We start from the raw sequence: 24,569 nt of genomic DNA on the forward strand, positions 1-24,569 counted from the left end.
CGGCCCCGCGGCGCCCGCTACGCGACGGGCACGCCGTCCGCGTCCGGGCCGGGCTGGCCGTACTCCCGCAGCCGCTCCCCCGCCTCCCTCAGCTGTTCCCGTGACAGCAGCGCGGGCGACAGTCCCGGTACGGACGACGCCAGGAGCCACACGCGGCACATCCACTCCAACTGGGCGGTGCGGTCGTACGCCTGGTCCAGGGAGTCTCCGTACGCGACGGTGCCGTGGTTCTGGAGGAGGCAGGCCGTGCGCCGGGTCAGCGCCTGGAGCATGTTCTCGGCCAACTCGGGCGTTCCATACGTCGCATAAGGGGCGACACGGACAGGTCCACCGAGGGCGCCCGCCATGTAGTGGACCAGGGGAAGCTCGGTCACGAGGGTGGACACCGCCGTCGCGTGCGGGGCGTGGGTGTGGACGACGGCGCGCGCGCCGGTGGCGCGGTAGACCGCCAGATGCATCGGCAGTTCGCTGGTGGGGCGGAGGTCGCCGAGGGTCTGCCGGCCGTCGAGGCCGACCCCGACGGCGCCGTCGGGCGTGAGCCGGTCATAGGGCACCCCGGTCGGCGTGACCAGGACCGTGTCGCCGACCCGTACGGAGACGTTGCCCGAGGTTCCGACGACCAGCCCGTCGGCCACCGTCCGGCGGGCCGTCGCGACGAGTTCGCCCCACGCGTCCGCCACCTCCCGCGCCCGCGCACCGCGTGCGCCCTCCCCCACGTCCCGCGCGTCCCGCCGCCGCTCCGCCATGCCCGCGATCCTGCCAGGACGGACGTCGACCGGGTGGCGGGGAGGGCACTTTTGAGCGGAAGGCGTGCACCCATAAGGGTGCATATATAGACACATCATCTCTTTGAAGCAATTGGCCGGTGATCGACATGTATTGAATGATCTTCCACTAACCTCTGGGGGATTCACCGTGCACGACGCCATTCCGGGGGGAAACATGGCCCGTGGTCACCTGCCGTTCCGTCGCCACGCCCACACCCTCGCCCGCGCCCTCGCGGTGAGCGCCGCCATGGCGGCGCTCACCCTCACCGGAACCGCGCTCGCCGGTGCGCCGGCCGCCGCGGCCGGTGCGCCCAGGGGCCATGACGTCTCCTCGCACCAGAAGTACGTCGACTGGCAGCGGGCGAGGGCGAAGGGCGCCCGGTTCGTCTACGTGAAGGCCACCGAGTCCCACACGTACCGCAACCCCTATTTCGACCAGCAGTACAACGGGGCGTTCGACGCGGGGATCCTCCACGGCGCCTACCACTTCGCGATGCCGGACAAGTCGTCCGGCGCCACCCAGGCCGAGTACTTCGTACGCAACGGGGGCGCCTGGCAGGCCGACGGCCGGACGCTGCCGCCCGCGCTCGACATCGAGTACAACCCGTACAGCAAGCACAAGTGTTACGGCATGACCAAGGCCGGGCTCGTGAACTGGATCCAGGACTTCAGCGACGAGCTCGAACAGGAGACGGGCCGCCGCCCGGTGATCTACACGACCGCCCACTGGTGGAACACCTGCACCGGGGACAGCCGCGCCTTCGCCGCGGACCACCCCCTCTGGCTGGCCCGCTACGACGCCGCGGACACCGGCGCACTGCCGGGCGGCTGGTCGACCTGGACGTTCTGGCAGTACGACAACAAGGGGACCCTGCCGGGTGACCAGAATCTCTTCAACGGATCCATGGCCCGGCTGAAGAGGCTCGCGAAGGGTTAGCGGAGCCCGATATTCCGCCTTCGTTCGAACAACGGGTCACCTCTCCGGCATCCATACCGGCGCAAGCGGAGGGGTGATCCGTGCTTCGATACACCCCTAATCCTGCCTCAGTTCATCTTCCGTTCACTCAGGTTGCCTACGGTCCACCTGCCACTGACGTCAAGAAGAAGCCTGGGTAAATGGAACACATCACGCTCCTCCTCGGAATCGTGATCGTCACCGCTCTCGTGTTCGATTTCACGAACGGTTTCCACGACACTGCCAACGCGATGGCGACGACCATCTCGACCGGCGCTCTGAAGCCCAAGACGGCGGTGGCCATGTCCGCCGTGCTGAATCTCGTCGGTGCGTTCCTCTCCGTGGAGGTCGCCAAGACGATCTCCGGTGGACTCATCAACGAATCGGGCATACGTACCGAAGTGATCTTCGCGGCGCTCGTCGGCGCCATCCTCTGGAATCTGCTGACCTGGCTCCTGGGCCTGCCCTCCAGTTCCTCCCACGCGCTGTTCGGCGGTCTGATCGGCGCCGCGGTCATGTCGGCCGGCTGGTCGTCGGTGAACGGCTCGACCGTCGTCACCAAGGTGCTGCTCCCCGCGGTCGCCGCGCCCATCGTGGCCGGACTCGCCGCGATGCTGGCCACCCGGCTGACGTACCGGATCAGCGGACGCACCGACCAGCGGGCGACCGCCAAGGGCTACCGCGCCGGGCAGATCGCCTCGGCCGGCCTGGTCTCGCTGGCGCACGGCACGAACGACGCGCAGAAGACGATGGGCATCATCACCCTCGCCCTGGTCACCGGTGGTGTGATCGCCCCCGGCTCGAACCCTCCCACCTGGGTCATCGTCTCGGCCGGTACCGCCATCGCGCTCGGCACCTACCTGGGCGGCTGGCGCATCATCCGCACGATGGGCAAGGGGCTGACCGACCTCGCGCCGCAGCAGGGCTTCGCCGCCCAGACCAGCGCCGCGACGGCCATCCTGGCCTCCTCCCACATCGGCTTCTCCCTCTCCACCACCCAGGTCTGCTCCGGTGCCGTGATGGGCTCGGGCCTCGGCCGCAAGGGCGGTGTCGTCCGCTGGTCGACCGCGACCCGGATGTTCGTCGCCTGGGGCCTGACCCTGCCGGCCGCCGGACTGGCCGGTGCCGCCGCCGAGTTCCTGACCAAGCAGGGCACCTGGGGCATCGTCCTCACCGGCGCGCTGCTGGTCGCCGGCGCCGGCGTCATCCGGACGCTCTCCCGGCGTCAGCCGGTCACCGTCGACAACGTCAACGACGCCGCCGCCGAGCCGGCCGGCATCGTCACCACCGCGATGGCCGCGGTCACCCCGCCGCCCGCGGGCCTCGTCACCGGCGACCTGTCCGGCGATCTGAAGACCACCATCCCGTCCCCGGACGCGGAGCCCACCCGCCCGGCCACGGTGTAAGGACAGAACAGCATGAACATCGACTGGGCAGCCCTCGGCTCCGTCTTCGGAGTCAGCCTCGTGGTCACCGTGGCCCTCGTCGGCCTCTTCACCCTCGGCATCGTCGGCCTCACCAAGCGCGAGTCCGCGTCCGCCCAGGGCGGTTCGGCCACTCTCGCGGTCACCGGCGCGTACGTCTGCTTCGCCGCGTGCGCGGCGGCGGTGGCGTACGGGATCTATCTCATCGTCGGCAAGTGACCGCGCGCCGGTGACGGCGCTGCGGTGACCGTCTCCGGCAAACAGCCTGATACGGGCATCACTTCACGTGGGGTGCGGGACGGATCGCCGTCCCGCACCCCACGCGTATGCCCTCCCGCACCCCCGCGCGCGTCCTGCCCCGGCCCTCGCCATGTGGGCCTTCGCACACTCTCCCCTCGCAGGTCAACGGCAAGTTGACGGGTCCTGCAACCCGTGGTGGACTGCCGGAGCCAAGTACGGCGACAGAAGAGGAAGCCGGTGTGAATCCGGCGCGGTCCCGCCACTGTGACCGGGGAAGGAACTCCCCGGGAGCCAGGAACTCTCCCCGCCGGTCTCGTCGAACCAGGGCGCGGACACCCTGAGTGAGGACATATCGCCATGCGCGGCTGCCCGTTGCGGGTCTTGTTGAGTACGAGGGTTCCACTTCACCCCACGGCGGGCTGACCCCGTGCGTGCCGATCGCGTCTTCGCGTACGGCGCCGCCACCGGCCTCCTCGGCGACCTGCTGCTCGGCGATCCCCGCCGGGGTCACCCGGTCGCCGCGTTCGGGCGGACCGCCGGAGCCGTGGAGCGGATGCTGTGGCGCGACCACCGCGGCTGGGGGGCGCTGCACACCACCGTCTGTGTCGGCGGCGCCGGTGCGCTCGCCGCGCTCGCGGGCCGTGGCGTACGCCGTTCCCCTGCCGCCTCCATCGCCCTGACGGCCGCCGCCACTTGGGCCGTCGTCGGGGGCACCTCCCTCGGGCGCGAGGCGCGGGCGGTCGGTGCCGCGCTCGGCTCCGGTGACGTCGAGGCCGCCCGCGCGCGGCTGCCGCACCTGTGCGGGCGCGACCCCCGGGCACTGGACCACGGCGGCATCGCGCGGGCCGTCGTCGAGTCCGTCGCCGAGAACACCTCCGACGCCGTGGTGGGCGCCCTGGTGTGGGGAGCCGTCGGCGGTGTGCCCGGACTGGTCGCGTTCCGCGCCGTGAACACGCTGGACGCCATGGTCGGGCACAGATCCGCCAGGTACCTGCGCTACGGCTGGGCCTCCGCGCGCCTCGACGACGTCGCGGGCTGGCCGGGAGCACGGCTGACCGCGGCGCTCGCCGCCGTCGCCGGCGACGACCCGCGCGGGGCGGTGCGCGCCTGGCGCGCCGACGCCCACCGGCATCCGAGCCCCAACGCCGGGCCCGTGGAAGCCTCGTTCGCCGGATCACTCGGGGTACGGCTCGGCGGGACCCTCTCGTACGGCGGCCGGGTCGAGCACCGGCCCGTCCTCAACGACGGCGGACGTGCCGTGCGCGTCGGCGACATCGAACGGGCCGTACGGCTGTCGCGGCGCGTCGGCTGGCTCGCCCTCGGCGTGAGTGCCGCGGGGCGGCTGCTGGCCGGGCGGCTGCTCGCCAAGGGACCTCTCACGAAGGGGCGTACGACATGAGTGGCGGTCTCCTCGTCGCCGGAACCACCTCCGACGCCGGCAAGAGCGTCGTGACCGCCGGGATCTGCCGGTGGCTGGTGCGCCAGGGCGTCAAGGTCGCGCCCTTCAAGGCACAGAACATGTCCCTGAACTCCTTCGTGACCCGCGAGGGCGCCGAGATCGGGCGCGCGCAGGCCATGCAGGCACAGGCCGCGCGGGTGGAACCGACCGCGCTCATGAACCCCGTGCTGCTCAAGCCGGGCAGTGACCGGAGCAGTCAGGTCGTGCTCATGGGCAGGCCGGTGGGCGAGATGACGGCCCGCGGCTACCACGGCGGCCGGCAGCGACAGCTCCTGGGCACCGTGCTGGACTGCCTCGCCGAGTTGCGGGGCACGTATGACGCGGTGATCTGTGAGGGGGCCGGCAGTCCTGCCGAGATCAATCTGCGGCGGACCGACATCGTGAACATGGGGATCGCGCGCAACGCGCGGCTGCCCGTGCTCGTCGTCGGCGACATCGACCGCGGCGGCGTGTTCGCCTCGTTCTTCGGGACGGTCGCGCTGCTGTCCCGCGAGGACCAGGAGTTCGTCGCCGGGTTCCTGGTCAACAAGTTCCGTGGCGACGTCAGCCTGTTGGAACCCGGACTCGACATGCTGAAGGGCCTCACCGGACGCCGTACGTACGGGGTCCTGCCCTTCCGACACGGCCTCGGGATCGACGAGGAGGACGGCCTGCGTGTATCGCTTCGGGGTGCCGTGCGGGAGTCCGCGGTCGCCGGGCCCGTCGGCGAGGACGTCCTGCGCGTCGCGGTCTGCGCGGTCCCGCTGATGTCCAACTTCACGGACGTGGACGCGCTGGCCGCCGAACCCGGCGTCGTCGTGCGGTTCGTGGACCGGGCCGCGGAACTCGCCGACGCGGACCTGGTCGTCGTGCCCGGGACCCGGGGCACCGTGAAGGCGCTGGCGTGGCTGCGCGAGCGGGGCCTCGCGGACGCGCTCGCCCGGCGGGCCGCCGAGGGCCGCCCGGTGCTGGGGATCTGTGGCGGCTTCCAGCTCCTCGGGGACCATATCGAGGACGAGGTCGAGTCGCGGGCCGGACATGTCGACGGGCTCGGACTCCTCCCCGTCCGCGTGCGGTTCGCGCGCGAGAAGACCCTCACCCGCCCGGCCGGCGAGGCGCTCGGGGAACACGTCGAGGGGTACGAGATCCATCACGGCGTCGCCGAAGTCACCGGTGGCGAGCCCTTCTTGGACGGGTGCCGGGTGGGTGCCGTCTGGGGTACCCACTGGCACGGCTCGCTGGAGTCGGACGGCTTCCGGCGTGCCTTCCTGCGCGAGGTGGCGGCCGCCGCGGGCCGCCGCTTCGTACCGGCCGCCGACACGTCGTTCGGGGCGCTGCGCGAGGAGCAGCTGGACCGGCTCGGCGATCTGATCGAGGAACACGCGGACACGGACGCGCTGTGGCGGCTCATCGAGTCGGGCGCGCCGCAAGGACTGCCTTTCATTCCACCGGGAGCGCCCGCATGAGCACAGTGTTGTTGTTGTCGACCGCCGACACCGATCTGCTGGCGGCCCGTGCCTCCGGCGCCGCCTACCGGATCGGCAATCCGACCCGCGTGGACGTCACGGACGAACTCCCCGCGCTCGTCGAGGGCGCCGACCTCGCCGTCGTACGGCTCCTCGGCGGCAAGCGGGCCTGGGAGGACGGCCTGGCCTTCCTCAAGGCGTCCGGTGTCCCCACCGTGCTGCTCGGCGGCGAGACCGTCCCCGACGCCGAGCTGATGGCCGATTCGTCGGTACCGGCCGGTGTGGTGGCCGAGGCGCTGCGCTATCTGGTCGAGGGCGGCCCGGAGAACCTCACCGAACTGGCCCGTTTCCTCTCCGACACCGTGCTGCTCACCGGCGAGGGCTTCGAGGAACCGCGCGCGATGCCCGAGTACGGCGTGCACGGCGAGCGTGCCTTCACCGAGGGCCGCCCGACCGTCGGTGTGCTCTTCTACCGCGCCCACCACCTGGCCGGCAACACGGCCTTCGTCGACACCCTGTGCGACGCGATCGAGGCACGTGGCGCCAACGCCCTGGCGGTGTACTGCGGTTCACTGCGCGGCGCCGACAGCGGCCTGTACGAGATCCTCGGCAGGACCGACGCGCTGGTCGCCACCGTGCTCGCGGCGGGCGGCACGCACGCCGCGGAGGCCTCCGCGGGCGGCGACGACGAGGCCTGGGACATCGGCGCGCTGGCCGACCTCGACATCCCCGTGCTCCAGGGACTCTGTCTGACCTCGTCGAAGCGCGCCTGGGACGAGTCGGACGCCGCCCTCTCCCCCATGGACGCGGCGATGCAGGTCGCCATCCCGGAGTTCGACGGGCGGCTCATCACCGTGCCGTTCTCCTTCAAGGAGCAGGGCCCCGACGACGTCCCGGTGTACGTGGCCGATCCCGAACGGGCCGCGCGCGTCGCCGGAATCGCCGTACGGCACGCCCGGTTGAAGCACAAGCCGAACGCGGAGAAGAAGCTCGCGCTCGTCTTCACCGCCTATCCGACCAAGCACTCACGGGTCGGCAACGCGGTGGGCCTCGACACGCCCGCCTCCGCCGTACGGGTGCTGGACGCGCTGCGGGACGCCGGGTACTCCCTCACCGAATACCCGGACAACGGCGACGAGTTGATCCACCGTCTCATCGCCGCCGGCGGCCACGACGTCGAGTGGCTCACCGAGGAGCAACTCGCCTCCGCACCGGCGCGGGTGCCGCTCGCCGACTACCGCGCGTGGTTCGACCGGCTCGACCCCGGGCTGCGCAACGGCATGCTGGAGGCGTGGGGCGAACCGCCGGGCAACCTGTACGTGGACGGCGACGACATCGTCCTGGCGTCCCTGCGGTTCGGGAACGTCGTCGTGATGATCCAGCCGCCCCGCGGCTTCGGCGAGAACCCGATCGCGATCTACCACGACCCGGACATGCCGCCGTCGCACCACTACATGGCCGCCTACCGCTGGCTGGAGGCGACGCCCTCCCAGGGCGGCTTCGGCGCGGACGCCGTCGTGCACATGGGCAAGCACGGCACGATGGAGTGGCTGCCCGGCAAGGGACTCGGGCTCAGCAGCGGCTGCGCGCCCGACGCCGTGCTCGGTGAACTCCCGCTCGTCTACCCCTTCATCGTCAACGACCCGGGCGAGGGCACCCAGGCCAAGCGGCGCGGGCACGCCACCGTCGTCGACCACCTGGTGCCGCCGATGGCGCGCGCCGACACCTACGGCGACCTCGCCAAGCTGGAGCAGCTCCTCGACGAGTACGCCCTCGTCTCCGACCTGGACCCGACGAAGGCCCCGGCGGTCCGCGCGCAGATCTGGACGCTCGTCAAGGCGGCCGAGCTCCACCACGACCTGCACGTCGACGACCAGCCGGACGACGGCGACTTCGACGCGTTCGTGATGCACATCGACGGCTATCTCTGCGAGATCAAGGACGTGCAGATCAGGGACGGCCTGCACATCCTGGGCGGCGGACCGGAGGCCGAGCCGCGGGTCAACCTGGTCCTGGCGGTGCTGCGCGCCTCCCAGGTGTGGGGTGGTGCCGCGAACGCGCTGCCGGGTCTGCGGGCCGCTCTCGCCGGGTACTTCGGGCTGTCCGAGAAGGAGCTGCTGAGCGAGCCCGGCGCGCCGGTGAAGGTGCCGGCGGAACTGACGGACCTCGTCGGAGGCCCGGCGCGGACGGGCGCCGACGCGATCGACCTGCTGGAGCAGCTGTGCCGCCGCGCGGCCGAGGGCATGGAGGAACGCGGCTGGGACGGCGCGGCCGTGCCCGCTCTGGTGCGTGAGGAGCTGGGCACCGAACTCCCGGACGCCGTCGCGGTGCTGGAGTTCGCCTGCCGCGAGGTCGTACCGCGGCTGGCCCGGACGACGGACGAGATCACCCACATCCTGCGGGCCCTGGACGGCGGTTACGTCCCGGCAGGTCCGTCGGGCTCGCCGACCCGCGGGCTGGTGAACGTCCTGCCGACCGGCCGCAACTTCTACTCGGTCGACCCCAAGGCGATTCCGTCCAGGCTGAGTTGGGAGGTCGGGCAGTCGCTCGCCGACTCGCTGGTACAGCGGTATCTGCAGGACACCGGCGCGTACCCGAAGTCCGTCGGTCTGACGGTCTGGGGCACGTCCGCGATGCGCACCCAGGGCGACGACATCGCGGAGATCCTGGCGCTGCTGGGCTGCCGCCCGGTCTGGGACGACGCCTCGCGCCGGGTGACCGGTTTCGAGATCGTCCCCCCCGAGGAACTGGGCCGGCCGCGCATCGACGTCACGGTGCGCATCTCCGGCTTCTTCCGGGACGCGTTCCCGCACGTGGTCGGTCTCATCGACGACGCGGTGCGGGCGGTGGCCGAGCTGGACGAGGCCGCAGACGTCAACTACGTCCGCGCGCACGCCGACGAGGACACCGCCGCGCACGGCGACCGGCGGCGCGCCACCTCGCGCATCTTCGGCTCCAAGCCGGGTGCCTACGGGGCCGGTCTGCTGCCGCTGATCGACGCCCGCAACTGGCGCTCCGACGCCGACCTCGCCGAGGTGTACGCGGTGTGGGGCGGCTACGCCTACGGGCGGGGTCTGGACGGCCGGGCGGCGCGCGGCGACATGGAGACCGCGTTCCGGCGCATCGCGGTGGCGGCGAAGAACGTCGACACCCGCGAGCACGACCTCGTCGACGCGGACGACTACTTCCAGTACCACGGTGGCATGGTGGCCATGGTGCGCCATCTGACGGGCGCGAGCCCGGAGGCGTACGTCGGTGACTCGGCCGTGCCCGACCAGGTGAGGACCCGCACGCTCGGGGAGGAGACGCACCGTGTCTTCCGCGCCCGGGTGGTCAACCCGCGCTGGATGGCGGCGATGCGCCGGCACGGCTACAAGGGGGCCTTCGAGATGGCGGCGACCGTCGACTACCTCTTCGGCTACGACGCCACGGCCGGGGTCGTGGACGACTGGATGTACGAGAAGCTCAGCGCGGAGTACGTCTTCGACGCGGAGAACCAGGACTTCATGAAGAAGTCCAACCCGTGGGCGCTGCGCGGGATCACCGAACGGCTGCTGGAGGCCGCCGACCGGGGGCTGTGGGCCGAGCCGGACGCGGACACGCTGGAGCGGCTGCGCGCCACCTATCTGGAGCTCGAAGGCGACTTGGAGGGCGACGACCAGTGAGTACCCCGTTCCCGTTCACGGCCGTGGTCGGCCAGGACGACCTGCGGCTCGCGCTGCTGCTGAACGCCGTCTCGCCGGCGGTGGGCGGTGTGCTGGTCCGCGGCGAGAAGGGCACCGCCAAGTCGACGGCCGTGCGCGCGCTGTCCGTGCTCATGCCGGAGGTGGACGTCGTCGCCGGGTGCCGCTTCTCGTGCGATCCCGACGCACCGGATCCCGCGTGCCCGGACGGGCCGCACGACGGCGGCCCGTACCTGTCCCGGCCGGCCCGTACGGTCGAGCTGCCCGTCGGTGCCTCCGAGGACCGGCTCGTCGGCGCGCTCGACATCGAGCGGGCGCTCTCGGAGGGCGTGAAGGCCTTCGAGCCGGGCCTGCTGGCCGACGCGCACCGCGGGATCCTGTACGTGGACGAGGTCAACCTCCTCCACGACCACCTGGTCGACCTGCTGCTGGACGCGGCGGCGATGGGTGCCTCGTACGTCGAGCGGGAGGGCGTCTCGGTCCGGCACGCGGCCCGCTTCCTGCTGGTCGGGACCATGAACCCCGAAGAGGGCGAGCTGCGGCCGCAGTTGCTCGACCGGTTCGGGCTGACCGTCGAGGTCGCGGCCTCCCGGGAACCCGACCAGCGGGTCGAGGTCGTCCGGCGCAGGCTCGCCTACGACGACGATCCGGACGGTTTCGCCGCGCGGTGGGCCGACGAGGAGTCCGCGGTACGGGCGCGGATCGCGGCGGCGCGCGGGCTGTTGCCGTCGGTGCGGCTCGGGGACGCGGCGCTGCGCCAGATCGCGGCGACCTGTGCCGCGTTCGAGGTGGACGGTATGCGGGCCGACATCGTGATGGCCCGGACCGCGACCGCGCTGGCCGCCTGGGCGGGGCGCACCGAGGTGCTGCCCGAGGACGTACGGCAGGCGGCGCTGCTCGCGCTGCCGCACCGGCGCCGGCGCAACCCCTTCGACGCTCCGGGGCTCGACGAGGACAAACTCGACGAGACGCTGGAGGAGTTCGGCGGCTCCGACGACGATCCCGAACCCGACCCCGACCCCGACACGGAACCCGACCCTGACCCGGACGGTCCCGGCGGGGGCGGGCAGCCTCCGCAGGACGACGGGCCGGAGGGCGACGCACCCTCCGGTGACGTCCCGGCACAGGGCGAGCCCTCGCAGGACGGACGTGCGCCGGCCGGGCAGGGCGCCGGTGAGCAGTCCCCGGTGCGGGCCGCCGAGCCCTTCCGGACGAAGATGCTGAGCGTGCCCGGTCTGGGTGAGGGCGCGGCCGGCCGGCGTTCCCGGGCGCGGACCGAGCACGGCCGGACGACCGGGTCGCGGCGGCCCCGGGGCACGCTCACCAAGCTGCACCTGGCGGCGACCGTACGGGCGGCGGCGCCGCACCAGCGGGCACGCGGACGCTCGGGGCCCGGTCTGGTCGTACGGCGGGACGATCTGCGCCAGGCCACCCGTGAGGGGCGGGAGGGCAACCTCGTGCTGTTCGTGGTGGACGCCTCCGGGTCGATGGCGGCGCGGCAGCGGATGGGCGCCGTGAAGGGTGCGGTGCTGTCGCTGCTGCTCGACGCCTACCAGCGGCGGGACAAGGTCGGTCTGGTGACCTTCCGGGGCTCCGCCGCCGAGGTCGCGCTGCCGCCCACGTCCTCGGTGGATGCGGCCGCCGCGCGGCTGGAGTCGCTGCCCACGGGCGGGCGGACGCCGCTGGCGGCCGGGCTGCTGCGCGCGCACGAGGTGCTGCGGGTCGAGCGGCTGCGGGACGCGGCGCGCCGGCCCCTGGTCGTCGTGGTCACCGACGGCCGGGCCACGGGCGGCCCCGAACCGGTCGCGCTCGCGGGGCGCGCCGCGCGGCTGTTCGCGGCCGACGGGCTCGCGTCCGTGGTCGTCGACTGCGAGACCGGGCCGGTGCGGCTGGGCCTCGCGGGACGGCTCGCGGACGAACTGGGCGGGACCGCCGTGACGTTGGACGAGCTGCGCGCCGACTCCATCGCCGGGCTCGTGCGCGAGGTGCAGGGAACTTCGAGGAGGGCCGCGTAATGCCGCAGGGGCAGCCGAGTGTCGTACCGGACGACGGACTGACGACACGTCAGCGGCGCAACCGTCCGCTGCTCGTGGTGCACACGGGCGTGGGCAAGGGGAAGTCCACCGCCGCCTTCGGGCTCGCGCTGCGCGCCTGGAACCAGGGGTGGCCCATCGGGGTGTTCCAGTTCGTCAAGTCGGCGAAGTGGAAGGTCGGCGAGGAGAACGCGCTGCGGGTGCTGGGCGCCAGCGGTGAGGGCGGGTCCGTCGACTGGCACAAGATGGGCGAGGGCTGGTCCTGGGTGCAGCGCGGCATCCAGGGTGACAACTCGACCAACGAGGAGAAGGCCCGGGAGGGCTGGGAGCAGGTCAAGCGGGACCTCGCGGCAGAGACGTACCGGCTGTACGTCCTCGACGAGTTCGCGTACCCCCTGCACTGGGGGTGGGTGGACGTGGACGAGGTGGTCTCGGTCCTGCGGGAGCGGCCCGGGACCCAGCATGTCGTGATCACCGGACGCAACGCCCCCGAGAAGCTGGTCGGGGCCGCGGATCTGGTGACCGACATGTCGAAGGTCAAGCATCCGATGGACGCCGGCCAGAAGGGCCAGAGGGGCATCGAGTGGTGAGGTCCGTCCCCCGGCTGGTCATCGCCGCGCCCTCCTCGGGCAGCGGCAAGACCACCGTCGCCACGGGGCTGATGGCGGCCTTCACCGCGCGGGGGCTCGCCGTGTCCCCGCACAAGGTGGGGCCCGACTACATCGACCCCGGCTACCACACGCTCGCGACCGGACGTGCGGGGCGCAACCTCGACGCGTACCTGTGCGGTACGGAGTTGATCGCGCCGCTGTTCGCGCACGGCGCGCGGGGGTGCGATCTCGCCGTCGTCGAGGGTGTGATGGGGCTGTACGACGGGGCGGCCGGGCAGGGGGAGCTGGCGTCCACGGCCCAGGTGGCGAAGCTGCTGCGGGCGCCGGTGGTGCTGGTGGTCGACGCCTCGTCGCAGTCGCGGTCCGTGGCCGCGCTGGTGCACGGGTTCGCCTCCTGGGATCCCGGGGTGCGGGTCGCGGGGGTGATCCTCAACAAGGTGGGGTCCGACCGGCACGAGGAGATGCTGCGGGAGGCGCTGGACGCGTCCGGGGTGCCGGTCCTCGGCGCCCTGCGGCGTGCCCCGCGGGTGGACACGCCGTCCCGGCACCTGGGGCTGGTGCCCGTCGCCGAGCGGCGCGCGGACGCCGTGGACGCCGTGCGGGCGATGGCCGAGCAGGTGCGGCACGGGTGCGATCTGGACGCGTTGTTCGCGTTGGCCCGCGGTGCGGGTGAGTTGACCGGCGCGGCCTGGGACGCGGCCGAGGCCGTTGTTCCCCCGCCGGCCCTTCCCTCCCCGGCCCTGGGAGCCGCGCCCCCGGACCCCCGCTCTCGGTCTGCACGGCCTCGTCCGCACACGCCGGACGGGCTGGGACCGGGCGGCCCGAAGACCGTCGCCCTCGCCGGTGGCCCCGCTTTCACCTTCTCCTATGCCGAGCACGCCGAGCTGCTCACCGCCGCGGGGGCCGACGTCGTCACCTTCGATCCGCTTCGGGACGAGCAACTGCCGGAGGGGACACGTGGGTTGGTGATCGGCGGGGGCTTCCCCGAGGTGTACGCGCCCGAGTTGTCCGCCAACGAGCCGTTGCGCAAGGCCGTGGCCGAGCTGGCGTTCGGCGGCGCGCCCGTCGCCGCCGAGTGTGCCGGCCTGCTGTATCTCTCGCGCGAGCTCGACGGACAGCCCATGTGCGGGGTGCTCGACGTCACGGCCCGCATGGACGAGCGGCTCACCCTGGGCTACCGGGACGCCGTGGCCGTGTCCGACAGCGTGCTCGCCGCGGCCGGTACCCGGATGCGCGGGCACGAGTTCCACCGGACGGTCGTGGAGCCCGGCGCCGGGGCGGCCCCCGCCTGGGGGGTGCGTGCCCCCCGCCCGCGCGTCGAGGGTTTCGTGCAGCAAGGCGTGCACGCGAGTTATCTGCACACGCACTGGGCGTCCGTGCCCGGTGTCGCCCGTCGGTTCGTGGAGAGGTGCCTGACGTCATGAGCAGCAAGCTGATCGGAGTCGGCGTCGGCCCGGGAGACCCGGAGCTGGTGACCGTCAAGGGTGTCAACGCGCTGCGTGCCGCCGAGGTGGTCGTGGTGCCCGTCATGGACACCGGGGAACGCGGGCGCGCCGAGGCGACCGTGCTGCACTACGTGCCCGCGGAGAAGGTCCTGCGGATCGTGTTCGCGCTCAACGAGCGGACCGACCGGGCGCGCCGCGAGGCCGCCTGGGACGCCGCGGGCGCGCGGGTCGCGGAGCTGCTGGAGCGGCACACGACCGTCGCCTTCGCGACCATCGGCGACCCCAACGTGTACTCGACCTTCACCTACCTCGCGCACACCATCGGCGCGCTGGTACCGGGGACGGAGATCGAGACCGTGCCCGGCATCACCGCGATGCAGGACCTCGCCGCCCGCTCGGGGGCCGTGCTCACCGAGGGCACCGAGCCGCTCACCCTGGTGCCGGTGACGGCCGGTGCCGCCGTGCTCAAGGACGCCCTGAGCGGGCCCGGCACGGTCGTCGCGTACAAGTTCGGACGGCAGGCGCACGAGGTCGCCCACGCGCTGCGGGAGACCGGGCGGATCGACGACGCGGTGTGGGGTTCGGCGCTCGGTCTGGAGGGCGAGTCCATCCGGCCCGCCGCCGACCTCGACGGCGAGCCTCTGCCGTACCTCTCCACGCTCATCGCGCCCGCCCGGCGGGACGGCGGACGCGGCGGGAAGCTGTGAGCCGCGGGAGATCACCCGGTTCCGGCGAGGCCCACCACCAGCCAGATGAAGGCCGCGCCGGCGACCGTGAACAGCAGGGTCGAGCGGGCCGGGTGCTCGTGGTGCGCCTCGGGCAGGATCTCGGCGGCCGCGAGGTACAGCAGGACGCCGCCGAAGAGGCCGAGATAGCCGCCGAGCAGGTGCACCGGGATGGTGACGAAGAGCGTGGAGGTGGCGCCGACGACCGGGGCCGCCGCGTCGGCGAAGAGCATCGTGATCGCCTTGCGGCGCGCGTTCCCGTACAGGCTCGTGATCGTGTACGTGTTGAAGCCGTCCGCGAAGTCGTGGGCGACCACCGCGAGGGCGACCGCCAGGCCCATGCCACCGCCCACCTGGAACGCGGCGCCGATCGCGACGCCGTCCATGGCGCTGTGGCCGACCATCGCGGCGGCGGCCGTCAGGCCCACCTCCGGCGCCCGGCCGGCGCACTCCTCGCCGCCGTGCGCGGCCTGCCGGGCGGCCAGCAGCCGTTCCACCAGATGGGCGAGGAGGAATCCGGCGACGAACAGCAGCAGCGCGGCCGGTACGCCGAAGACCTTGCCGCCCGCGGTGCGCAGCGCCTCCGGCAGCAGGTCCAGGCCGACCACGCCCAGCATCAGCCCGCCGGCCAGGCCGAGCACCAGATGACGGCGGTCGGTCACCCGCTGTGCCGTCCAGCCGCCGGCCAGCGTCATCAGGAACGCGCCGAGCGCGACGAGGACCGCCATAGGCCCTTGCTATCCGATCAGGCCCCGGTCGCGCATGTCCAACGGGCGGGTAGCCACCGATCCGGCTACCGAAATCTTTTCGCAGCACCCGAGTTTCCGTAGGAGAGGACCGATTCCCATGGCCGATGCCCCCACCGGCAAGGTGACCTTCGTCGGGGCGGGCCCCGGCGCCGCCGACCTGCTGACGTTCCGCGCCGCGCGCGCCATCACCGAGGCCGACGTCGTGATCTGGGCGGCCAGCCTGGTACAGGCCGAGGTCCTCGAACACGCGCGCGAGGGTGCGGAGATCCTGGACTCGGCGACGATGTCCCTGGAGGACGTCGTGGCCGTGTACGAGCGCGCCGCCCGCGAGGGCCTGAGGGTGGCCCGTATCCACTCCGGCGACCCGGCCCTGTGGGGCGGCACGCAGGAGCAGCTCGACCGGTGCGCGGACCTGGACGTCGAGACCGAGATCGTGCCCGGTGTCTCCTCCTTCTCCGCGGTGGCCGCGCTCGCCCGGCGCGAGCTGACGATTCCCGAGGTCGCGCAGTCCGTGATCCTCACCCGGCTCGGCGGCGGCAAGACGCCGATGCCGCCCGGGGAGGAGGTGCGGGAGTTCGCCCGGCACGGGACGACCATGGCGCTGTTCCTGTCGGCGGCCCGCAGCGGCCAGCTGGTGAGGGAGCTGCTGGAGGGCGGCTATCCGACCTCGACGCCGGTCGTGGTCGCCTACCAGGCGACCTGGCCGGAGGAGCTGATCGTCCGGTGCACGATCGGGACGCTGGAGGAGACGGTCAAGGAGCACAAGCTCTGGAAGCACACGCTGTTCCTGGTCGGTCCCGCGCTCGACGCGAGCGGCACCCGCTCGCACCTCTACCACCCCGGTCACTTCCACGGCTTCCGCAAGGCCGACCCGCAGGCCCGCGCGGAGCTGCGTGCGGCGCGGCGCGGCAGTACGTCGTGATCACCGTCGTCGGTACGGGGACGGGGGCACCGCTGCCACCGGACGCCGAGGCCGCCGTGGCGCGGGCCGGGCTGGTCGTGGGGGCCCGGCGCCATCTGGCGGCCGCGCGGCTGCCCGCGGGCGCCGAACAGGTCGTCCTCGGCCCGCTCGCCCCCGCCCTCGACACCGTCGAGCGGTACGTGGCGAAGGCGGAGGAGAACCAGAAGGAAGGCGCGGAAGACGCTGAGGGCGGCCGGGTCGTCGTGCTCGCCTCCGGCGACCCCGGGTTCTTCGGGATCGTACGGGCGCTGGCCGAACGGTTCGGGCCGGAGCGGCTGGACGTCCGGCCCGGTGTCTCGTCCGTCGCGACCGCCTTCGCGCGGCTCGGGCTGCCCTGGGACGACGCGGTGGTGGTGAGCGCCCACGGGCGTGACCTGCGTACGGCCGCACACGTCTGCCGGTCCCACCCGAAGGTGGCCGTGCTGACCGGGCCCGGTTCCGGTCCCGCCGAACTCGGCGCCGCGCTCACCCACCGCTCCGGCGCGCGCGTCCTCGTCGTGGCGAGCGCCCTCGGCGACCCCGCGCGCGAACGCGTGGAGCGGGTCACGCCCGCCGAGGCCGCGGCCCGCGACTGGGGTACGGCGGTCAGCGTCGTCCTGTGCTTGGACGAGTCGCGTGTCCTCGCTCCCGTGCGGACGGTGGCGGGGCCGGCCGCCGGGCCCGACCGGTGGGCGCTGGACGAGAGCGAGTTCGCGCACCGCGACTCGATGATCAGCAAGTTCGAGGTACGGGCGCTCGCGCTGGCCCGGCTCGGGCCGCGCCTCGGAGACCTGGTCTGGGACGTCGGGGCGGGCTCCGGGTCCGTCGCCGTCGAGTGCGCGCGGTTCGGTGCCGCCGTCACCGCGATCGAGAAGACGCGGGACGGCTGCGACCGGATCCGGGCCAATGCCGGGGCGCACGGGGTCGACGTGCGGGTCGTGCACGGGGCGGCGCCCACCGTGCTGTCCGATCTGGAGGATCCGGACGCCGTCTTCATCGGCGGTGGCGGGCGGGAGCTGCCCGCCATCGTGACGGTCTGCGCGCGGCGCGCCCGGCGGGCCGTCGTCGTCGCCATGGCCGCGCTGGACCGGGTCCCGGCGGCCCGGGACGCGCTCGACGCCGCCGGGTTCGCCTGCGACGGCGTGCTCCTGCAGTCCTCCCGGCTCGCGCCGCTGCCGGGGAACGTCACCCGGCTGGCGGCGACCAATCCCGTCTTCCTGCTGTGGGGCGTCCGGCCTCCGGCCCGTACCGAAGGAGTCCCCCAGTGATCGGCCTGATTTCCGCCACGGCGGCGGGCGCGGCTGCCCGCGACCGGCTGGCCGCCGCCTGGCCCGCCCGTACCCGCGTGTACGACGGGTCCGGCGGGACCGGCGGGGATACCGCGTCCGTCGGGGACGCCGTGCGGCGCGCCTTCGTGGAGTGCGACCAGCTGGTGTGCTTCCTCGCCACCGGCGCGGTGGTGCGGCTGGTCGCGCCGCTGCTGGGCGACAAGACGACCGACCCCGGTGTCGTGTGTGTCGACGAGGCCGGACGGTTCGCCGTGTCCCTCGTCGGGGGGCACGGCGGCGGGGCGAACGAACTGGCGCGCGAGGTGGGCGAGTTGCTCGGCGCCGAGCCCGTGGTGACGACGGCCACGGACGCGGTGGGGATGCCGGGACTGGACACGCTGGGCCTCCCCGTGGAGGGGGACGTCGCGGGGGTGACCCGGGCCCTGCTGGACGGCGAGCCCGTCGCGCTGGACGCCGAGTTGCCCTGGCCGTTGCCCGCGCTGCCGCTCGCGGCTCGGGGCGATTGCACGGTCCGGGTCACCGACCGGGTGGTCGCACCCGCCGAGCGCCTGGTGATCCTCCGGCCGCCCTCCCTCGTCGTCGGCGTGGGCGCCTCGAAGGGCGCCCCCGTGGACGAGGTGCTCGGGCTCGTCGAGGACGCCCTGCGCGACGCCGGGCTGTCCGCGCGGTCCGTCGCCGAGCTGGCCACCGTCGACGCCAAGGCGGAGGAGCCCGGCATCGTCGGGGCCGCCGAGCGGCTCGGGGTGCCCCTGGTCACGTACACCGCCGGGGAGTTGGCGGCGGTCGACGTGCCGAACCCTTCCGGCGCACCGCTCGCCGCTCTGGGCACCCCGTCCGTGGCGGAGGCCGCGGCCCTGCTGCGCGGCGGTGAACTCCTGGTCCCCAAGCGGAAGTCGGCCCGCGCGGACGGGCGGCCCGCCATGGCCACCTGCGCGGTCGTACGCCGCCCGGCGCGCGGCCGGCTGGCGGTGGTCGGCCTCGGACCCGGCGCCCGTGACCTGCTCACCCCCCGGGCCAGGGAGGAGCTGCGGCGGGCCTCGGTGCTCGTCGGGCTCGACCAGTACGTCGACCAGATCCGCGATCTGCTGCGGCCCGGCACCCGGATCCTGGAGTCGGGGCTCGGCGCCGAGGAGGAGCGGGCGCGCACGGCGGTGTCCGAGGCCCGGCGCGGGCAGGCCGTCGCGCTGATCGGCAGCGGGGACGCGGGCGTCTACGCGATGGCCTCCCCCGCGCTGGCCGAGGCGTCCGACGACATCGACGTGGTCGGGGTGCCCGGGGTGACCGCCGCGCTCGCGGCGGCGGCGCTCCTCGGCGCGCCCCTCGGCCACGACCACGTCTCCATCAGCCTCTCCGACCTCCACACTCCGTGGGAGGTCATCGAACGGCGGGTACGGGCGGCGGCCGAGGCCGATATCGTCGTGACGTTCTACAACCCCCGCAGCCGGGGCCGCGACTGGCAGCTCCCGAAGGCGCTCGCGATCCTCTCCGGGCACCGGGAGCCGACGACGCCGGTGGGCGTCGTCCGCAACGCCTCGCGCCCCGACGGGAGCAGCCGCCTCACCACTCTCGCGGGACTCGATCCCGCGACGGTGGACATGATGACCGTCGTGACCGTGGGCAACACGGCGACCCGCGAGATCGCCGGGCGCATGGTGACGCCCCGCGGCTACCGCTGGCAGGAGGAGCCCAAGTGAGCCGAGCGAGCCAGGTCTTCCCGGAGCCCCGGGTCGTCCACCCCATCGAGCAGGAGTCCTTCCGGCGGCTGCGCGCCCGCCTGGACACCTCGCACCTCCCGCCGCTGACACGTGCCGTCGTCGAGCGGGTCGTCCACTCCGCGGCGGACCTCGACTACGCGGGCGACCTCGTCACCGACGAGAACGCCCTGGCGAGGGCGCACACCGCGCTGCACGCCGGGGCACCGGTCGTGGTGGACGTGGAGATGGTCGCGGCGGGCATCACCCGTCGCGCCACCGTCTGCCGTCTCCGGGACGCCACGTCCGGCCCGGGGCTGACCCGTTCGGCCCACGCGATCCGGCTCGCGTACGAAGACGTCGGGCCCGGCGCGCTCTGGGTGATCGGCTGCGCGCCGACCGCCCTGGAGGAACTCCTCACCCTGCACGCCGATCCGGCGCTCGTCATCGGTCTGCCCGTCGGCTTCGTCGGCGCGGCCGAGTCCAAGGCCGCGCTGCGCGAGAGCGGCCTGCCCGCTGTCAGCAACGTGTCCGAGAAGGGCGGTTCGGCGGTCGCCGCCGCCGCGCTCAACGCCCTGCTGTACCACCCCGTACCGAAGGAGAAACCGTGATCACCCCGCCCCCCGCCCTGCTCATCGCCGGCCACGGCACCCGGGACGCGGCCGGAGCCGAGGCCTTCCGTTCCTTCGTACGGGAGTTGGGAAGCCGTCATCCCGAACTGCCCGTCGCCGGCGGCTTCATCGAGCTGTCGCCGCCCCCGCTCGCCGAAGCGGTGGGCGAGCTGGTGGACCAGGGTGTACGGCGGTTCGCCGCCGTACCGCTGATGCTGGTGTCCGCCGGGCACGCCAAGGGCGACATCCCGGCCGCGCTGGCCCGCGAGAAGGAGCGGCACCCCGGGATCTCCTACACGTACGGGCGTCCGCTGGGCCCCCACCCGTCGCTGCTCGCGGTCCTGGAGCGGCGGCTCGACGAGGTCCTCGGCGGCACCGTCCGCACCCCCGCGGACCGGGCCGACGTCACCGTGCTGCTCGTCGGGCGTGGCTCCACCGACCCGGACGCCAACGCCGAGGTGCACAAGGCGGCGCGGCTGCTGTGGGAGGGACGCGGGTACGCCGGGGTGGAGACGGCGTTCGTGTCGCTGGCCGCGCCGGACGTGCCGTCGGGCCTGGACCGCTGTGTGCGCCTGGGCGCCCGCCGGATCGTCGTCCTGCCCTACTTCCTCTTCACGGGCATCCTGCCGGAGCGGGTACGGCAGCAGACCGAGGGCTGGGCGGCGGCGCACCCCGACGTCGAGGTGCGTTCGGCCGACGTCATCGGTCCGGAGCCGGAGCTGCTCGACCTGGTCATGGAGCGGTACCGGGAGGCCGTGCGGGGTGATCTGCGGATGAACTGCGACTCCTGCGTCTACCGCATCGCGCTGCCCGGTTTCGAGGACAAGGTGGGACTCCCCCAGCAGCCGCACTTCCATCCGGACGACGACGGCCACCACCACGACGGTCACCACCACGAGGGCCACCACGGGGGTCCCGCGCACTCCCCCTCCCATGCGCACTGACGACGCCGGGTACCCCGGGCGCGACGGGGACACCGCCGGGGCCGACGGACACGATCTGCGGCACCACGGCGACGCCGAGGTGCGGGACGGCGGTCCGGCGCTCACCGACCTCGCGGTGAACGTCCGCGCGGACACGCCTCCGGTGTGGCTGCGGGAGCGGATCGCCGCCTCGCTGGGCGGGCTGGCCGCGTATCCGGACGGGCGGGCCGCGCGGGCCGCGGTGGCGGCGCGGCACGGGCTGCCGGTGGAGCGGGTGCTGCTGACCGCGGGCGCCGCCGAGGCCTTCGTGCTGGTCGCCCGAGGCCTGAAGATCCGTCAGCCCATGGTGGTGCACCCGCAGTTCACCGAGCCGGAGGCGGCTCTGCGGGACGCGGGCCACGCCGTCGGCCGTGTACTGCTGCGCGAGGAGGACGGCTTCCGGCTCGATCCGGGGGCGGTGCCCGAGGACGCGGACCTCGTCGTGGTCGGGAATCCGACCAACCCGACGTCGGTACTGCACCCCGCCGCGTCCCTCGTGGAACTCGCCCGGCCCGGACGGACGTTGGTCGTGGACGAGGCGTTCATGGACGCGGTGCCGGGGGAACGCGACGCGCTCGCCGGGCGGACGGACGTGCCCGGCCTTGTCGTGCTGCGCAGCCTCACGAAGACGTGGGGGCTGGCCGGACTGCGGATCGGCTACGTCCTCGCCGATCCCGGGACGATCGCGGAGCTGTCGCGGGCGCAGCCGCTGTGGCCGGTCTCCACGCCCGCGCTCGCCGCGGCCGAGGCCTGCGTGTCACCCCGGGCGCTTGCGGAGGCGGGCCACGCCGCCCGGCGGGTCGCCGCGGACCGGGCCCATCTGGTGGCGGGTCTGCGGGAGTTCGAACCGGACGGGCTGCGGGTCGTGGAGCCCGCGGACGGTCCGTTCGTCCTGGTGCGGCTGCCCCGGGCGGCGGCGGTACGGGACCGGCTGCGCGGCCTGGGGTTCGCGGTGCGGCGCGGGGACACGTTCCCGGGGCTCGGGGAGGAGTGGCTCCGCCTGGCGGTTCGCGACCGGACCACCGTCAACGGGTTCCTGCAGGCGCTGGACCGGGCGATGGCGGCGGCGGGGAGCTGAGACGGGGGGCGGCAGGGGTTCCTTTCGCCCCCGCCGCCCCTACCCGACCCACCCCGTACCTGGGGGCTCCGCCCCCAGACCCCCGAACGCCCGAAGGGCTCGTCCTCAAACGCCGGACGGGCTGGACAGGCGAGCCCGCGCCGAAAGTCCCCGCACTGATGACGCCGGGCACGGCCATGCCCTCAGGGGCGCGGGGAACTGCGCGACCAGCCCCCACTCACCGCACCCGGCGAGGACCCCGGTGTCAGGGACGCGTGCGGCGCCGGCCCAGGGCGATCGCTCCCGCACCCGCGGCCAGCAGCACCACCCCGGCCCCGACGGCATAGGGCGTCGCCGACGACCCCCCGGTCTCGGCCAGCCCCGCCTTCGCCGGCGCGGGCGCCTGCGCCGCCGCGCCCTGCGGCGTCACCTCGGACACGGGCGCGGCACCGCCGCTCTCCCGCACCGGCGCCGCCGGAGCCTCGCACGAGACGCCCGCGAGGGTCAGCGTCCCCTCCACCTCGGCCACGTTCAGCTTCAACGGGTTGATGGACACCTTGAGGACGAGCGCGGACGCGGCCGCCGTTCGCGACGAGGTCTGCGCCTTGGAGAAGTCGATACGGACCTCGCCGACCCCCGGCACCTTCACCTCCGTCGGGCCGCCCGCCGTGACGGTGATCTTCTTGCCGAGGACCGCCACCGCGCCCACCACGTTCGTCGAGGCGACCGGCTTCCGGCCCGCCTCACAGGTCGCCGTGGAGGTGACCTGGGAGATCTCGACCAGGGAGAGCAGCGGAAGCCCGGGAACATGGACTCTGGCGTGCGCGAGGTTCGTGGACGCCTCGGCCTTCGTCGGCGACACCGTCGCCTTCGCGGTGGCGGCCTCCGCGCGCAGCACGCTGAAGGGACGGCCGCCGGCGACACCGTCCAGCCGGGCTGTCAGCGCGGTGCTTTCGGCGCTCCGCGGCGCCTGCACCTCGTTGAGGGAGACGGCGAGCGGGACGTTCACCGTCTTGTTGAGCAGGGACACGTCGAGCCCGGTGCGCAGGACGACGGCGCTCGCCCGGCCCTGCGCGCCGGTGGCGTGCGCGGAGCCCGCACCGACCAGCGCCACCGGACCGGCGGCGAGGACGGTGGCCGCCGCGGTGGCGGTGAACCGGCGTGCGGGCATGCGGAAGTAGTGGGTGTTCAAGGGTGGGACCCCCAGGAGAGAAAGCTTGGGACCCGGAAAGAATTACGTACTAAGAGTGAACGGTCAGCGACCTGACGTGACTTCACTCCAACGTGGCGCATCCGTGAATCCATTCGAATCCCACGGCACGGGAGCCGCCCGGTGTCCCACGACCGAGTGCGCCGCCCCGAACACCCAGGTCACCGCCCGCTACCCGACCGGCCGCCCGTTCAGCACCACCAGACGCGGAGCGCCCAGCACTCTTACGTCCGCGCGCGGATCGCCCTCGTACACCACCAGGTCCGCCGGCGCCCCCTCGTCGAGCCCCGGCCTGCCGAGCCAGCGCCGGGCGCCCCAGGTGGTCGCGGAGAGCGCCTCGACCCGTGGGATGCCCGCGGTCACCAGCTCGGCGACCTCGGCCGCGACCAGTCCGTGCGGGAGCGTGCCGCCCGCGTCCGTACCGACGTAGACGGGGATTCCGGCGTCGTACGCGGCCCGCACGGTGTCGTACCGCCGCTCGTACAGGCGGCGCATGTGCGCGGACCAGCGGGGGAACTTGGCGTCTCCGCCGTCGGCGAGCCGCGGGAAGGTGGCGATGTTCACGAGGGTGGGGACGATCGCGACCCCGCGCGAGGCGAACAGCGGGATGGTGTCCTCGGTCAGCCCGGTCGCGTGCTCGACGCAGTCGATACCGGCCTCGACCAGGTCGCGCAGGGAGTCCTCGGCGAAGCAGTGCGCGGTGACCCGGGCGCCCAGCCGGTGCGCCTCGGCGATCGCGGCCTCGACGGCGTCCCGGGGCCAGCAGGCGCCCAGGTCGCCGGTGCCGCGGTCGATCCAGTCGCCGACCAGTTTCACCCAGCCGTCGCCGCGAGCGGCCTCCCGGGCGACGTACGCGACCAGGTCCTCCGGCTCGATCTCGTGGGCGTAGTTGCGGATGTAGCGGCGGGTACGGGCGATGTGACGGCCGGCGCGGATGATCTTCGGGAGGTCGGCGCGGTCGTCGATCCAGCGGGTGTCGGAGGGCGAGCCCGCGTCCCGGACGAGCAGGGTGCCCGCGTCCCGGTCGGTCAGTGCCTGCTTCTCCGAGACCTCGTCGGGGACGGGCCCGTGCTGGTCGAGTCCGACATGGCAGTGCGCGTCGACGAGACCGGGCAGCACCCAGCCCTCGACACCGCGGACGTCACGGGCGCCGACGGGGCGCTCGTAGGAGATCCTCCCGCCGACGACCCAGAGTTCGTCCCGGACCTCGTCGGGTCCGACGAGCACCCGTCCCTTCACGTGCAGCACCGCGCGATCGCTCATGGACTGCACC

20 protein-coding genes and 1 riboswitch are annotated in these 24,569 nt (G+C 73.5%); of the genes, 16 read left to right on the plus strand and 4 right to left on the minus strand.

The window, feature by feature from the left end; translation table 11 throughout:
* Positions 1-17: 17 nt before the first annotated feature.
* Positions 18-746 carry a class II aldolase/adducin family protein gene (locus ABZV34_RS20595; protein ID WP_356278364.1) on the minus strand — a complete coding sequence of 243 codons (729 nt, stop codon included), beginning with the start codon at positions 744-746 and terminating at the stop codon, positions 18-20.
* Between the two features lie 196 nt (positions 747-942).
* Between ABZV34_RS20595 and ABZV34_RS20600 the strand changes: the two genes are divergently transcribed.
* The 10 genes from ABZV34_RS20600 to cobI all read left to right on the plus strand — a co-directional run bounded on the left by ABZV34_RS20600 (position 943) and on the right by cobI (position 14,769).
* Positions 943-1,704, plus strand: coding sequence for a lysozyme (locus tag ABZV34_RS20600; RefSeq protein ID WP_356278366.1), 762 nt, complete (start codon positions 943-945; stop codon positions 1,702-1,704).
* A 179-nt stretch (positions 1,705-1,883) separates the two neighbouring features.
* Positions 1,884-3,128: an inorganic phosphate transporter gene (locus tag ABZV34_RS20605; protein WP_356278369.1), complete on the plus strand. Its 1,245-nt coding sequence runs from the start codon at positions 1,884-1,886 to the stop codon at positions 3,126-3,128.
* Positions 3,129-3,140: 12 nt separating this feature from the next.
* Complete coding sequence (locus tag ABZV34_RS20610) at positions 3,141-3,365, plus strand: hypothetical protein (protein ID WP_356278372.1); 225 nt, start codon at positions 3,141-3,143, stop codon at positions 3,363-3,365.
* Between the two features lie 208 nt (positions 3,366-3,573).
* Positions 3,574-3,709: riboswitch (cobalamin riboswitch) on the plus strand.
* A 104-nt stretch (positions 3,710-3,813) separates the two neighbouring features.
* On the plus strand, positions 3,814-4,785 hold the full coding sequence (locus ABZV34_RS20615) for a cobalamin biosynthesis protein (protein ID WP_356278375.1): 972 nt from the start codon (positions 3,814-3,816) through the stop codon (positions 4,783-4,785).
* Positions 4,782-6,290, plus strand: a complete 1,509-nt coding sequence (locus ABZV34_RS20620; RefSeq protein WP_356278378.1) for a cobyric acid synthase — start codon at positions 4,782-4,784, stop codon at positions 6,288-6,290. Before ABZV34_RS20615 ends, ABZV34_RS20620 begins: the two co-directional genes overlap by 4 nt.
* Positions 6,287-9,955 (plus strand): cobaltochelatase subunit CobN, encoded by a 3,669-nt coding sequence (gene cobN, locus ABZV34_RS20625; protein ID WP_356278380.1) that lies wholly within the window; start codon positions 6,287-6,289, stop codon positions 9,953-9,955. The genes ABZV34_RS20620 and cobN overlap by 4 nt, the downstream gene beginning before the upstream one ends.
* Positions 9,952-11,988 carry a putative cobaltochelatase gene (locus ABZV34_RS20630; RefSeq protein ID WP_356278383.1) on the plus strand — a complete coding sequence of 679 codons (2,037 nt, stop codon included), beginning with the start codon at positions 9,952-9,954 and terminating at the stop codon, positions 11,986-11,988. The genes cobN and ABZV34_RS20630 overlap by 4 nt, the downstream gene beginning before the upstream one ends.
* The gene (gene cobO, locus ABZV34_RS20635) at positions 11,988-12,596 is read left to right on the plus strand and encodes a cob(I)yrinic acid a,c-diamide adenosyltransferase (protein ID WP_356278386.1); all 609 of its coding nucleotides are present in this window, start codon (positions 11,988-11,990) and stop codon (positions 12,594-12,596) included. The genes ABZV34_RS20630 and cobO overlap by 1 nt, the downstream gene beginning before the upstream one ends.
* Positions 12,590-14,041: a cobyrinate a,c-diamide synthase gene (locus ABZV34_RS20640; protein WP_356278388.1), complete on the plus strand. Its 1,452-nt coding sequence runs from the start codon at positions 12,590-12,592 to the stop codon at positions 14,039-14,041. The genes cobO and ABZV34_RS20640 overlap by 7 nt, the downstream gene beginning before the upstream one ends.
* Positions 14,038-14,769 (plus strand): precorrin-2 C(20)-methyltransferase, encoded by a 732-nt coding sequence (cobI, locus tag ABZV34_RS20645; protein ID WP_356278391.1) that lies wholly within the window; start codon positions 14,038-14,040, stop codon positions 14,767-14,769. Before ABZV34_RS20640 ends, cobI begins: the two co-directional genes overlap by 4 nt.
* An 11-nt stretch (positions 14,770-14,780) precedes the next feature.
* On the opposite strand, the gene ABZV34_RS20650 is transcribed toward cobI, so the two are convergent.
* Positions 14,781-15,515, minus strand: a complete 735-nt coding sequence (locus ABZV34_RS20650; protein WP_356278394.1) for a ZIP family metal transporter — start codon at positions 15,513-15,515, stop codon at positions 14,781-14,783.
* A gap of 118 nt (positions 15,516-15,633) precedes the next feature.
* Between ABZV34_RS20650 and cobM the strand changes: the two genes are divergently transcribed.
* Genes cobM through cobC form a run of 6 tightly spaced genes read left to right on the plus strand, consistent with a single transcriptional unit; the run spans position 15,634 to position 22,107 of the window.
* Entirely contained in the window at positions 15,634-16,458 is an 825-nt protein-coding gene (cobM, locus tag ABZV34_RS20655) for a precorrin-4 C(11)-methyltransferase (RefSeq protein WP_356278396.1), read from the plus strand.
* Positions 16,455-17,744, plus strand: coding sequence for a precorrin-6y C5,15-methyltransferase (decarboxylating) subunit CbiE (gene cbiE, locus ABZV34_RS20660; protein ID WP_356278399.1), 1,290 nt, complete (start codon positions 16,455-16,457; stop codon positions 17,742-17,744). The genes cobM and cbiE overlap by 4 nt, the downstream gene beginning before the upstream one ends.
* Entirely contained in the window at positions 17,741-19,459 is a 1,719-nt protein-coding gene (gene cobJ, locus ABZV34_RS20665) for a precorrin-3B C(17)-methyltransferase (protein WP_356278401.1), read from the plus strand. The genes cbiE and cobJ overlap by 4 nt, the downstream gene beginning before the upstream one ends.
* Entirely contained in the window at positions 19,456-20,067 is a 612-nt protein-coding gene (locus tag ABZV34_RS20670) for a precorrin-8X methylmutase (protein ID WP_356278403.1), read from the plus strand. Before cobJ ends, ABZV34_RS20670 begins: the two co-directional genes overlap by 4 nt.
* Positions 20,064-21,011 carry a sirohydrochlorin chelatase gene (locus ABZV34_RS20675; RefSeq protein WP_356278406.1) on the plus strand — a complete coding sequence of 316 codons (948 nt, stop codon included), beginning with the start codon at positions 20,064-20,066 and terminating at the stop codon, positions 21,009-21,011. The genes ABZV34_RS20670 and ABZV34_RS20675 overlap by 4 nt, the downstream gene beginning before the upstream one ends.
* A complete protein-coding gene (gene cobC / locus ABZV34_RS20680) occupies positions 21,001-22,107 on the plus strand; it encodes an Rv2231c family pyridoxal phosphate-dependent protein CobC (protein WP_356278408.1) in 1,107 nt (368 codons plus the stop codon). Before ABZV34_RS20675 ends, cobC begins: the two co-directional genes overlap by 11 nt.
* A 244-nt stretch (positions 22,108-22,351) precedes the next feature.
* Here cobC and ABZV34_RS20685 read toward each other — a convergent pair whose 3' ends face one another.
* Positions 22,352-23,278 carry an SCO1860 family LAETG-anchored protein gene (locus ABZV34_RS20685; RefSeq protein WP_356278411.1) on the minus strand — a complete coding sequence of 309 codons (927 nt, stop codon included), beginning with the start codon at positions 23,276-23,278 and terminating at the stop codon, positions 22,352-22,354.
* A gap of 189 nt (positions 23,279-23,467) precedes the next feature.
* Positions 23,468-24,559 carry an amidohydrolase family protein gene (locus tag ABZV34_RS20690; protein ID WP_356278414.1) on the minus strand — a complete coding sequence of 364 codons (1,092 nt, stop codon included), beginning with the start codon at positions 24,557-24,559 and terminating at the stop codon, positions 23,468-23,470.
* Positions 24,560-24,569 lie beyond the last annotated feature (10 nt).

It is taken from the genome of Streptomyces sp. NPDC005195 (genome assembly GCF_040608315.1).
In the GTDB taxonomy this organism is placed as follows: Bacteria; Actinomycetota; Actinomycetes; order Streptomycetales; family Streptomycetaceae; genus Streptomyces; species Streptomyces kaempferi.